This window comes from Halobacterium sp. CBA1126 (assembly GCF_009741975.1).
In the GTDB taxonomy this organism is placed as follows: Archaea; Halobacteriota; Halobacteria; order Halobacteriales; family Halobacteriaceae; genus Halobacterium.
Window position 1 is genome coordinate 1 of record NZ_WPCF01000081.1, and the last position, 11,832, is coordinate 11,832.

An 11,832-nucleotide genomic window follows, 5' to 3' on the forward strand; every position below is an offset into this window, starting at 1 on the left:
GAAAGTCGGCGAGACGGTCGAGAAGACCGTCGAAGAGACCGTCGAGGAAACTGTCGGGGAGACGGTCGAAGAGAAGGTCGGCGAAACAGTGGAAGAAACCGTCGAGAAAACCGTCGAGGAAACCGTCGGCGAAACCGTCGAGGAGAAAGTCGGCGAGACGGTGGAGAAAACTGTCGAGGAGACCGTGGACGAGACCGTCGAGAAGACCGTCGAGGAGAAGGTCGAAGAGACGGTGGAGAAGACCGTCGAGGAGTCGGCGGGAGCGGCGCCGGCGGCCGCCGAGGACGACGAGTCCGTCGAGGAGAAAGTCGAGGCCGTCGAGGAGCGCTACGCCGACGAGGACGAGGCGGACGACGAACCCGGAGACGGGGACGGGAAGCGCTCGCGGGACGACACGGAGCCGACGGAGGACGAGCCGAAATGAGCGGCGCCGGCGCACGTAACTGGGGGGTGGACGCGTGATCAGCGTCCTCCTGCTGGTCGGGATTCTGGTGGCGATGTTCGTCGGGTTCAACGTCGGCGGGTCGACGACCGGGCCGGCGTTCGGGCCGGCGGTCGGCGCGAAGGCCATCTCGAAGCCGGTGGCGGCGCTGCTGATGACGGTGTTCTTCTTCGTCGGCGCGTGGACGCTCGGCCGCCGGGTCGTCGACACGCTCGGCCGCGAGCTCGTCACGAACCCCGGCATCTTCACGCTGGAGGCGAGCATCGGCGTGCTGTTCTTCGTGGGGCTGGCGCTGTTCGTCGGGAACTTCTTCGGCGTCCCCGCGTCGACGTCGATGACGGCCGTGGGCGCCATCGCGGGCCTCGGCGTCGCGCGGAACGCGCTCGACTGGGCGGTGTTCGGCGAGATCGCGACGTGGTGGCTGGTCGCGCCCGTCATCGGCTTCTGGGTGTCGCTGGTCATCGGGCGGTACTTCTACGCGCGGCTCCACCGGCTCATCGCGATGGAGCGCAGCGACGGCCCCCTGCTGAGACTCGACCGCTCGGGGGTCGTCCCGGTGCCGCGGCCGACGGAGACGACGAACCGCCGCGAGCTGTGGGGCGTCACGACGGTCATCGTCATCGGCTGTCTGATGGCGTTCAGCTCGGGGACGAGCAACGTCGCCAACGCCATCGCGCCGCTCGTGGGCAGCGGCGTCCTCGAGATGAACCCCGCGATTATCATCGGCTGCGCGGCGGTCGGCATCGGCGCGTTCACCATCGCGCGGCGCACGCTGGAGACGATGGGCAGCGACATCACGGAGCTCCCGCTGACGGCGGCCATCGTCGTCGCGGTCGTGAGCGCGTCGCTGGTCATCTTCCTGTCCGCCATCGGCATCCCCGCGAGCTTCGTCGTCATCGCCACCATGTCCATCGTCGGCCTCGGCTGGGGGCGCGCGACCCGGCCCGTCTCGGTGCCGGACGCGGTCCGCGGCGAGGGCGACGTGGCGGTGTCGGTCGGCGGGCTCGCCGCCGACGAGGACGCCGGCGAGGAAGTCCCCGAAATCGGCGAGGAGGACCCCGAGGACATCCCGAGCGCGTCGGACCTCTTCGACCCCGGGACGACCGCGCGGGTCGTCCTGATGCAGAACGTCGTCCCGATGCTGGCGACCGTCGGCGCCTACCTCACGTTCCGCTTCGTCCCCATCTTCGGGTTCTAGAGCGGCCAGAAGGCGGCGATGCCGGCGACCGTCACGACGGACAACAGGAGTTGGAGCGGCATCCCGACGCGGACGTAGTCCCCGAACTTGTAGCCGCCCGGCCCGTAGACGAAGAGGTTCGTCTGGTAGCCGACCGGCGTCATGAACGCCGTCGACGCCGCGAACGTCACGGCGAGCACGAACGCGAACGGGTTCGCGCCGACTTCGAGGGCGGCCTCGACGGCGACGGGAATCATCAGCACGACGCTGGCGTTGTTCGAGATGACGCCCGTGATGAGGCTGGTCGCGACGTAGAACACCCACAGCACGCCGACCGCGGGGAGGAACTGGCCGGTCGCGGCGACGAGCGCGCCGAGCAGCTCCGCGCCGCCGGTCTGCTCTAAGGCGATGCCGAGCGGGATGACGCCCGCCAGCAGGAAGATGACGTTCCAGTCGACGGACTCGTACAGCTCCCCGGGGTGGAGGACGCCGGTGGCGACCATCGCGACGACGCCCGCGAGCGCGGACACCACGATGTTGACCGGGAGCAGCGTCGCCGCGGCGACGACACCGACGATGGTGGCGACGGCGTACGGAATCTTCTCGGTGCGGTAGTCCGGCTCCTCGGGCTCGTGGCCGAGGATGAAGTCGGGGCTCTGGGAGAGCCGGTCGATGGAGTCCTCGGGCGCCTGAATCAGCAGCGTGTCCCCCACCCGGAGCTTCCGCTCGTCCATGCGCTGGCGGACCGTCTCGCCGCGCGAGCGGAACGCCAGCACGTTCGCGTCGTAGCGCCCGCGGAACGACGACGAGCGCAGGGTCTCCCCGACCAGCGGCGACCCCGACTGGATGACGAGTTCGACGAGCGTCTGTTCCTCCTCCGTGGTCGGCTCCATCTCGGGGTCGGTCTCGGGCGCGCCCGTCAGCGCGAGGTCGTCGACGTCGGCGATGGCGGCCAGCGTCTCCCGGTCGGTCCGGATCGTGAGCACGTCGCCGGGCTTGATGACCTTCTGGCCGATGGGCTCGATGAACCGCTCGCCGCCGCGCACCAGCTGGAGGACGTCGGCGTCGAAGCGCCGCTCGTCGATGGCCTCCGAGACCGTCTTCCCGACGAGCGGCGAGGACGCCTGCACGATGACCTCGCTGAGGTAGTCCTGCATCTCGTACTCCGCGAGGTAGTCGTCCTCCGGGGGGACGCGCTCGGGGAGCAGCCAGTAGCCAATCGTCATCAGGTAGGCGGCGCCGACGACGAGCACGATGGCGCCGAGGTGCGTGAACTCGAACATCGAGAACGCGTGCAGCGCCTCGACGCCGCGCTCGGCGCCGATGCGCTCGGCCGTCTGGCTCGCGAGGATGTTCGTCGACGTCCCGATGAGCGTGAGCATCCCGCCGAGCATCGACGCGAACGACAGCGGCATCAGCAGCTTCGACGGCGACGTGCCGCCCTTGTGCGCGAGGTCGCTGATGACCGGGACGAGGATGGCGACCACGGGCGTGTTGTTGATGAACCCCGAGGCGGGCCCGGTCGCGAGAATCGTGGACGCGAGCTGGCGGTGCTTGTTCGTGCCCGCGAACGCGGACATCCACCGGCCGAGAATCTGAACGACCCCCGACCGGGAGACGCCGTTCGAGAGGATGAGCATCGCCAGCACCGTGATGGTCGCGGGGTTCGAGAACCCGGAGAGGCCCTCGGCGACGCCGATGTCCGTCCACGGCTGGAGGACCATCAGCGTCACCATCACGAGAATCGCCGTGACGTCCAGCGGCAGCGCCTCCGTGACGAACAACACCAGCGTGACGGCGACGAGCACGAAGACGACCGCCATCTCGGTCGTCACTGGCGGGAGGTCGGCGAGCGCGGCGAGCGGCAGCGACGCGGCCATGCGGGGACTGTCGTCGGTGGGTTACAACAGCCTACCGGTCGCGCTGTCGGCGGAAAACGGCCGCGGCGGAGCGGGGCGCTTACGCGCCGGCTTCTTCGAGGGCGTCCTCGAGCTGGTCGCGCTGGGTGACGCCGACGAAGCGTTCGACGACGCCGTCGTCGTCCTCCACGACGACGGTCGGAATCGAGCGCACCTGGTACTCGTTGGCGACGTCCTCGTTCTCGTCGACGTCGATCTTCTCGAAGGTGACGCGGTCGCCGTAGTCCTCCTCGAGCTCCTCGAGGATGGGGTCCTGCGTCTTGCAGGGGCCACACCAGTCGGCGTAGAAGTCCTTGATGGTGACTGTCATCGGTCTGTTTGCCCTTGCTCCGCGCCCCGCATAAGGGTTTCTCACGGGACCACCTTCGCCGGTTCACGGCCGCGAGCGCCGCGGCGGCGTTCCGGCGGCGAGCCGCGAGGACACGAAAGGTTTACGCGGGGCGGGCTCCGAGGACTCCCCATGAGCAGTGGTCAGAACTCCGGCGGGCTGATGTCCAGCGCAGGGCTGGTCCGCTACTTCGACTCCGAGGACCCGAACGCCATCCGCATCGACCCGCGCTCCGTGGTGGCGACGGGCGCGTTCTTCGGCATCGCCGTGCTCCTGCTGCAGTTCTTCGCGTAGCCCGAGAGCCTTTTTCCGCGGCGGCCCGTACCCCCTGCTATGACTGTCAGCGCCGGCGTCGTCGCCGTGCAGGGTGACGTCTCCGAGCACGCCGAAGCCATCCGCCGGGCGGCCGCCGAGCACGGGCGCGACGCGAGGTGACCGAGATTCGACGCGCCGGGCTGGTCCCGGACTGCGACATCCTCCTGCTGCCGGGCGGGGAGTCGACCGCGATCTCGCGGCTGCTCGCCCGCGAGGGCATCGACGAGGAGATCCGCGCGCACGTCGACGCCGGGAAGCCGATGCTGGCGACCTGCGCGGGCCTCATCGTCTCCTCGACGGACGCCAACGACGACCGCGTGCAGACGCTCGGGCTCGTGGACGCGACCGTCGACCGGAACGCGTTCGGCCGGCAGAAGGACTCCTTCGAGGCGCCGCTGGACGTCGAGGGGCTCGACGAGCCGTTCCCCGCGGTGTTCATCCGCGCGCCGCTGGTCGCCGACGTCGGCGACGGCGTGGACGTGCTCGCGGACTGGGAGGGGAACTCGGTCGCGGTTCGGGACGGCCCCGTGGTCGGTACCTCCTTCCACCCGGAGCTCACGAACGACTCCCGAATCCACGACCTGGCGTTCTTCCTGAACGAGGAGGCAAGCTTTTGAGCGTCCTCGCGAAACCATGCCCATGAACGCACACATCGACGCCGTGCGCGTGGCGGGGACGCCGGACGGCCCGCTGCCGGTCGTGCTGGTCGGCGTCGACGGCGCGGACGACGTGCTCCCCATCTTCGTCGGCTTCGACGAGGCGACGAGCATCGCGCGCGGGCTGGACGCCACGGACATCGGCCGGCCGCTGACCCACGACCTCACGCTCGACCTCGTCGAGGAGCTCGGCGGCCGCATCGACCACGTCGCGGTGTCCTCGGTCGAGGACGGCACGTACTACGCGGACCTCCACGTGGACACGCCCCGCGGCGACGCGGTCGTCGACGCGCGGCCGAGCGACTCACTGGCGCTCGCGGCGCGCACGGATGCCCCCATCGAGGTCGCCGACGCCGTCTTCGAGGACGGCCGCCGCGACCCCGGGGAGTTCGACGACCTCGACGACATCCGCGAGGTGATGGCGGCGTGAGCGACACGCTCCGGGAGCTGGCCGCCGTCATCGAGGACCGCAAGGAGACGCTGCCCGAGGACTCGTACACGGCGGAGCTGTTCACCCACGAGAAGGGCGAGAACGCCGCGCTGGAGAAGCTCGGCGAGGAGGCCACGGAGTTCATCCTCGCCGCGAAGGACGGCGACGAGGCCGAGCTCACCCACGAGGGCGCGGACATCGTCTACCACATGCTCGTCGTGCTCGCCCAGCACGACGTCGACGTCGACGAGCTGCTGGACGAGCTCGAGGCGCGCCGGTAGCGAGTAGCGCCGCTCAAGTACCCGTGCGCGAAAGCACGGGTATGCACACGGTCGTTTCTGCGGACGGGACCGAACTCGGGTACGAGGCGCGCGGCGACGGCCGGCCGCTCGTGCTCGTCCACGGGACCAGCGCGCGCACGGAGAGCTTCCGCGACCTCGCCCCCCACCTCGCCGAGGAGTTCACTGTCGTGACCTACGACCGGCGCGGGAGAGGGCGGAGCGGCGACGGCGACGACTACGGGCTCCAGCGAGAAGTCGAGGACCTCCGAGCGGTCGTCGACGCCGTCGACGGGGAGCCGGTCGTCCTCGGACACTCCTTCGGCGGCCTCGTCGCGCTCGAGGCCGCCAGCGAACTGGACGTCGACCGGCTGGTGCTGTACGAGCCCTCGGTGCTGGTGGGCGAGCCCCACGGCGGCGACCTCGCCGAGCGGGTCCGCGCGCACCTCGGCGACGGCGACCGCGTCCGGGCCGTCGAGGAGTTCTTCGACGCGGTCGGCGCCGCGGACCTGCTCCCGCGGGCGGCAGTCGAGCAGGCCGCGGGCATCGCGGAGACCGTCGCGCGCGAACTCGAAGTCGTCGAAGGCTACGACCTCGACGACCCGGAGACGGGCGCGCCGACGCTGCTCGTGGTCGGCGAAGATGGACCCGACCACCTCCGGGAGGCCGTCGAGGCGCTGGACGAGACGCTCGCGGCGACGGAGCGCGCGGAGCTGGCGGGCGCCGGCCACCTCGGCATCAACACCGCGCCCGAGCGGCTCGCCGACGCCGTCCGCGCGTTCCGGCGTTAGGCGAGGAAGCCGGCGATTGCGCCCGCGATGGCGCTATCGATAGCGAGCAGCGCGAAGAAGACCAGCGCTATCGCGCCGATGCCGAGTCCGAGCAGCCCCGCGGGCAGCAGGCCGGTCGCGGAGAACACCACGCCCAGCACGAGGACGAGCGCGGCGACGACGATGCCGCCGAGCGCGCCCGCGAGGAAGCCGTGGACGGCACCGCCCCAGACGCCGTCGTCGGCCAGCCAGCCCGCGACGAACCCGCCGACGAAGCCGGCGGCGGCGTGGCCGACGCCCGGCAGTGCGAACGCGAACACGCCAAGTACGAACTCCACGACGAACCCGGTGAGGACCGCGCGCCAGTTGACCATACCGGAGAGACGACGGCCGCGCCGAAAAGCCTCGCGGGCGGGCGTCGGCGCCGATACGTGTGCTTTTACGTCCCGCGAGCCTACGTCGGCGTATGATTTTCGAGAACCTGCCGACGACGCCGACGTCGGAGGAGCTCCTCGACAAGGCGTTCTCGCGGGCGGCGCGTGCGGGCCGCGCGAAGGGCGGCTACGAGGCCCAGGAGTCGATGCTGCAGACGTCCTCGAACATCCTCGGGGACAACCTCCAGAACGTCGTGACGGCGTGGCCGGACTTCGACGCCGTCGACCCGTTCTACTACGAGCTCGCGGACGCCGTGCTGCGCCGGGAGTTCGACGACGACCGGGGCGTGGACGCGCTCCGCCAGCACCTCTCCGAGATCTCGTGGGCGGCGCGGAAGACCCACGACCTCGGCCGCGAGTACATCGGGAAGCTCCCGCGCGGGGACACCGACTCGATGCGGAAGGTCCGCAAGCAGGGGTTCGCGCGCATGGGCTCCGTGATGGACCAGATCGAGGACGACCTCGACGCCGTCGGCCGCGCCCGCGACGCGCTCAAGGACCTCCCCGAGATCGACCCCGACGACCCGACCATCGTGGTCGCGGGCTACCCGAACGTCGGGAAGTCCTCGTTCGTGAACGCGGTCTCCACGGCGGAGATCGAGACCGCGGAGTACCCGTTCACGACGAAGGGCATCGAGGTCGGCCACTTCGACGTCGAGCACGTGCGCTGGCAGATCGTGGACACGCCCGGCCTGCTCGACCGCCCCGCGGACGAGCGCAACGAGATCGAGAACCAGGCGGTGTCGGCGCTCGCGCACGCCGGCGACGTCATCCTGTTCTTCCTCGACGCCAGCGAGACCTGCGGGTACGAGCTCGACGACCAGCGCGCGCTCCGCGCGGAGGTCGCCGACCAGTTCGGCGACGTCCCGCTCGTGACGGTCTGCAACAAGGCCGACCTCTCCGAGGACGTGGCGGCGGACTGCTACATGAGCGTCCAGAACGACGAGGGCGTCGAGGAGACCCTCGACGCGGCCGTCGACGCGGTCGGCTACGAGCCCGACCTCCCGTTCGAGGAGTAGTCAGTCCGGCCGCTGGCGGTAGACGTACCGGAGTTCGACGGCGACGTCGTCGTCCGTGGTCGCGGCGACGCGCTCGTCGACGCGGTCGTAGAGGTCGGGGTAGTCCGCCCCGGGCGGCACGCCGACCGTGACGACGACGCGCTGTGGCTCGCGCTGAATCAGTCCCTGTTCGTACTCGTACTCGGTGTCCAGGACGGCTGCGTCCGCGTACGCGGGCTGCGAGAGCGCTCCGTCGACGGCGTCGTTGACGGCCTGCTCCTCGGTGGCGGACTGGTAGGAGGTGTACGTGACGCCGCCGAGGAACGCCGACAGCACGACGATGGCGACGGCGAGCACGGCGCCGCGCTTCAGCAGCGCCGAGCGCGCCTGCCCCACCTCGAAGAACCGCTGCGGGCGGTACCCCGAGTACCACAGCACGACGAGCGCGGCGAGGTTGATGGAGAGCACGTTCACCATGACGAGCACGCCGGACCCGACCGCGAGCGTGGGTACCCCCCACGCGACGCCGATGCCGACGCTGGCCGCCGGCGGAATCAACGCGACGGCGATGGCGACGCCGACCAGCGCCGACGACACCCCGGTCATCAGGCTGAACACGCCGGCGACGCCCGCGCCGAGCGCGACCACCAGCGAGAGGAAGTCCGGGCGCAGGCGCTCGCTGACCTCCGAGAGGGTCAACACGTCCAGCCCCGGCGGCACGACGTTCGTGTACTTCACGAAGAACGCGAACGCCGCGGCGCCCACGACGGCGAGCACCACGCCGACCAGCTGGAGGTAGACGCCCCTGCGGAACAGGTCCTCGTCGTCGACGACGGTGCCGACGCTCGCGGACATCGCCGGCCCCAAAAGCGGCGCGATGACCATCGACCCGACGACCGTCGCCGGCGAGTCCAGCAGGAGCCCCGCGGTCGCGATAATAGTGCTGACGAGCGTCATCACGACGTACGTCGTCCGGGACGGCGCGAGGTCGCTGGCGCGCGCGACCAGTTCCTCGCGGGCGATCTTGTCGCCGTTGTCCTCGTCCTCGGTGTACCGCTCTTCGAGGTCGTCGAAGTGCCGAGAGACGACCGTCTCCGCGCTCAACACGACGGTGTATGCGTCCTCGGAGAGCCCCGCCGAGCGGAGCGCGTCCAGCGCGTCCTCGACGCCCTCCGTGGGTATCGGGAAGTGGACGACGGCGTTGTAGTCGCGGCCGCTGGTCTCGTCGCTGACCACGTAGTCGATGCCCTCGTCGTCGAGCGCGTCGAGGACGGCCTCGCGTTTGCCCGTCGGGACGGTCGCCTGAACGAGTCGCACGACTCCGCGTTCACGGCGCCGGAAGAAAAGCGTTCAGGGCCGCGGCCGGACTCAGGCGACCGTGGCGTTGTACGTCACGCGGACGTCCGCGGTGACGGTGACCGGTCCGGACTCCACGGCCGTCCCGCCCGCCGCCGCGGCACCGCCGAGCGCGGCCGTCTCGACCTGGTACGTGCGGTAGTTCGTGTTCGTCGAGACGATGGTGTGCGTCTCGGTCAGCGAGAGGTCGCCGGCGTCCGCGAGCGTCTCCGCGCGCGTCTCCGCGTTGCCCATCGCGTTCGTGAGCGCGTCCTGGTAGAGGGTCTCGCGCTTCTCCTCGGAGAGCGTGAACGAGACGCCGTCGACCTGGTCGGCGCCGTTGTTCACGGCCGTGTCGACGACCTCGCCCGCCGCGTCGGTGTCCTCGACAGTGATCTCGAACGCGTGCGTGCCGACGTACTGGCCGCGCTCGACGCCGCCGCTGGGCGTCCGCTCGCGCTCCTGCCGGATGTCGAAGTACGCGGTGCGGACGTTCTCAGCGGGGACGCCGTAGGATTCGAGCGCGGACTGCATCTCGTCGACCCGCGCGGCCATCTCGTCGCGGACCGCCGACGAGTCGTTCCCGGTCGCCGTCACCGCGACCCGGACGACCGCCTGGTCGGGCTCGGCCTCCACGCTGCCGTCCGCGGAGACCGTCACTGACTGTCCGTCGGGCGCTGCCTCGCCGGCGGCCGCCGCCCCGCTACCGAGGGTGAGCGCGCCGGCGACCCCGGCGGTCACCAGCAGGGCGGTGCCGAGGACCGCGAGCAGAAGTGTTTGCTGTCGCATCACGGAGTACGCTACGCGGTCCCGCACCTTCAACGTCGCTCAGAGTGAAACCCGCGTTTGAGCGTCCCCGCCGGACGCGGGACTTAACCCCGCCGACCGGCTACGACTGGTATGTTCGACACCCGCCCCGACCGCAGCGACGAGGTCGTCCTCGTCGGCCGGTCGAACGTCGGCAAATCCACGCTCATGCGTGAGATTACCGGCCACAGCGTGGCGACCGGCCAGAAGCCCGGCGTCACGCGCGAACCCAACCACTACGACTGGGCCAGCGACGACTTCGTCGTCACCGACCTCCCCGGATTCGGGTTCATGTCCGGCGTCGAAGACGACGTCCGCGAACGCATCAAGACCGGCGTCGTCCGCTACCTCGAGGACAACGCCGACGACATCATGGTCGGCGTGCTCGTCCTCGACGGCAAAGCCGCCGTCGACATCATCGACCGCCACACCAGCGAGGAGGAGATTCCCCACGTCGTCGAACTGTTCTACCTCCTCGAAGACCTCGGCATCCAGCCGGTCGTCGCCGTCAACAAGATGGACAAAGTCGACGACCGCGACGAACGACTCGACGACATCGCCGACCGCCTCGGCCTCCACCCGCCGTGGAAGCAGTGGCAGGACACCATCGCCCCCATCGCCGCCAAACACGGCCGCACCAGCGCCTTCGACGACGCCGTCCGCACCCACCTCGAAGCCGCAAAACGCGACGACCTCAAGAAGTTCTTCTAAGCGACCTTTTGCGCTGCGGGCGCGCTCCGCGCGCCCTCGGCAAAAGCTCGGCCAAAAGCGCCGTCGGACCCCACTTCGGGGGTCCTCGGCGCCCGAGCGCTCACTTCGTTCGCGCTCGGTGAACCGCTCGCCTCGGGTCCTTCGGACCGCTCGGCTCGCGGATGCTAGCTCGTCGGCTGCGTAGATTCAAGTAGGATGGCGGGACCAACCCGGCGCGTGACCTGACAGTCGCCGCGGGCCGGCGGATGCGGAACGGCGGCACCCGGCTCGCGGACTCGCGCGCCGCCTGCAAGCCACAGCCGTCGCTGGTGCGTTCGGAGACGGGCGACTCGGGAGAAAGGCCTCGTCACAAGGGGCTCGGAGGGGGTAACTCCTCGTCACCGTCGCCCGGGAGCGTGGTAGGGGCTCCCGGGAGAAGAGGCTTTCACTCCCAGTCCGCCCGGCCGCGGTGCTCGGCCGCAATCCGCTGTACGTCGTCGGCGTCCAGTCGGCCGCGTTCGGTGACGACGGCGTCGACGAGGCGCGCGGGGACGGCCTCGAAGACGGGATTCCGGACGTCGAGCGGCGCGTCGCCGTCGTAGAGCGCGCTCGAATCGCCGTCTTCGACTGGAAGCGGTTCGGGCGCGACCTTGTCCGCGGCGCAGACGACGAGCACGGGAGCGTCGGCGTCGCGTGCGGCGAGCGCGGCCGCTCGGGTTCCGACCTTGTTGACGACGCGGCCGTCCGGGAAGACGGCGTCAGCGCCGACGAGCACCGCGTCCGCCGCCTCGACGGCGGCCGGAACGTTCGCGTCGGTCGTCAGCGTCACGTCGAAGCCGTCCGCGAGCGACTCCGCGACGCCGACGCCCTCGCCGCCGGGCCGCGATTCGGCGACGACTACGTGGCCGGGGTTCGCGTCGCGGAGCGCCGCGCTGACTGTCCCCGACCGCGAGAGCGTGAACACCGCGTCGGCACCGAGCGCGTCGAGTTCGGCCGCGGCCTCGCTCGCCGCCCGGTCGTCCGCGTCCACTGCCTCCGCGGCGACCTCGCGGGCCGCGCGCTCGACGCCAGCGGGAACCGAATCGGCGCGCTGTTCCCGTGCAACGTCGTCGTCTGGCAGGAAGAACCCGGGAAGAAAGCAGGTCGTTCTACCACGTCTCCATCGATGCGCATCGCGCGCCTGCTGGGGATCGGCGCCCGACGACGAGACGTGGGACGAGATCGTCGCGGAGACCGGCGAGTACGGTCGACGA

12 protein-coding genes and 3 pseudogenes are annotated in these 11,832 nt (G+C 70.4%); 9 read left to right on the top strand and 6 right to left on the bottom strand.

Features of this window, described 5'->3' with window-relative positions; translation table 11 throughout:
* Positions 1-424, top strand: a pseudogene (locus tag GJ634_RS11145) (hypothetical protein); the annotation flags it as partial.
* Between the two features lie 34 nt (positions 425-458).
* Positions 459-1,640, top strand: coding sequence for an inorganic phosphate transporter (locus GJ634_RS11150; protein WP_331714126.1), 1,182 nt, complete (start codon positions 459-461; stop codon positions 1,638-1,640).
* Here the strand turns inward: GJ634_RS11150 and GJ634_RS11155 are convergent.
* Complete coding sequence (locus tag GJ634_RS11155; RefSeq protein ID WP_157502856.1) at positions 1,637-3,499, bottom strand: SLC13 family permease; 1,863 nt, start codon at positions 3,497-3,499, stop codon at positions 1,637-1,639. The two genes, GJ634_RS11150 and GJ634_RS11155, sit on opposite strands and share 4 nt — an antisense overlap.
* A gap of 79 nt (positions 3,500-3,578) precedes the next feature.
* Positions 3,579-3,848, bottom strand: a complete 270-nt coding sequence (gene trxA / locus GJ634_RS11160; protein WP_157502857.1) for a thioredoxin — start codon at positions 3,846-3,848, stop codon at positions 3,579-3,581.
* Between the two features lie 150 nt (positions 3,849-3,998).
* Here trxA and GJ634_RS11165 point away from each other — a divergent pair, with 150 nt between their 5' ends.
* The 5 genes and pseudogenes from GJ634_RS11165 (at position 3,999) to GJ634_RS11185 (ending at position 6,336) form a co-directional block, all read left to right on the top strand.
* Positions 3,999-4,160, top strand: coding sequence for a preprotein translocase subunit Sec61beta (locus tag GJ634_RS11165; RefSeq protein ID WP_059055241.1), 162 nt, complete (start codon positions 3,999-4,001; stop codon positions 4,158-4,160).
* A 39-nt stretch (positions 4,161-4,199) separates the two neighbouring features.
* Positions 4,200-4,798, top strand: a pseudogene (gene pdxT / locus GJ634_RS11170) (pyridoxal 5'-phosphate synthase glutaminase subunit PdxT).
* A gap of 22 nt (positions 4,799-4,820) precedes the next feature.
* Positions 4,821-5,267, top strand: coding sequence for a bifunctional nuclease family protein (locus GJ634_RS11175; protein ID WP_157502858.1), 447 nt, complete (start codon positions 4,821-4,823; stop codon positions 5,265-5,267).
* Positions 5,264-5,548 (top strand): phosphoribosyl-ATP diphosphatase, encoded by a 285-nt coding sequence (gene hisE, locus GJ634_RS11180; RefSeq protein ID WP_331714127.1) that lies wholly within the window; start codon positions 5,264-5,266, stop codon positions 5,546-5,548. Before GJ634_RS11175 ends, hisE begins: the two co-directional genes overlap by 4 nt.
* Before the next feature lie 41 nt (positions 5,549-5,589).
* Positions 5,590-6,336, top strand: a complete 747-nt coding sequence (locus tag GJ634_RS11185; RefSeq protein WP_157502859.1) for an alpha/beta fold hydrolase — start codon at positions 5,590-5,592, stop codon at positions 6,334-6,336.
* Here the strand turns inward: GJ634_RS11185 and GJ634_RS11190 are convergent.
* Positions 6,333-6,689, bottom strand: a complete 357-nt coding sequence (locus GJ634_RS11190) for a DUF5518 domain-containing protein (protein ID WP_157502860.1) — start codon at positions 6,687-6,689, stop codon at positions 6,333-6,335. The two genes, GJ634_RS11185 and GJ634_RS11190, sit on opposite strands and share 4 nt — an antisense overlap.
* Positions 6,690-6,781: 92 nt before the next feature.
* Between GJ634_RS11190 and GJ634_RS11195 the strand changes: the two genes are divergently transcribed.
* On the top strand, positions 6,782-7,768 hold the full coding sequence (locus tag GJ634_RS11195; RefSeq protein WP_157502861.1) for an NOG1 family protein: 987 nt from the start codon (positions 6,782-6,784) through the stop codon (positions 7,766-7,768).
* On the opposite strand, the gene GJ634_RS11200 is transcribed toward GJ634_RS11195, so the two are convergent.
* Positions 7,769-9,064, bottom strand: coding sequence for a TIGR00341 family protein (locus tag GJ634_RS11200; protein ID WP_331714128.1), 1,296 nt, complete (start codon positions 9,062-9,064; stop codon positions 7,769-7,771).
* Positions 9,065-9,115: 51 nt separating this feature from the next.
* Positions 9,116-9,871, bottom strand: a complete 756-nt coding sequence (locus GJ634_RS11205) for an SIMPL domain-containing protein (RefSeq protein WP_157502862.1) — start codon at positions 9,869-9,871, stop codon at positions 9,116-9,118.
* Between the two features lie 111 nt (positions 9,872-9,982).
* On the opposite strand from GJ634_RS11205, the gene engB reads away from it, so the two are divergent.
* Entirely contained in the window at positions 9,983-10,600 is a 618-nt protein-coding gene (engB, locus tag GJ634_RS11210; protein WP_157502863.1) for a GTP-binding protein EngB, read from the top strand.
* 424 nt (positions 10,601-11,024) lie between these two features.
* On the opposite strand, the pseudogene GJ634_RS16155 reads toward engB, so the two are convergent.
* Positions 11,025-11,832: pseudogene (locus GJ634_RS16155) on the bottom strand (hypothetical protein); the annotation flags it as partial.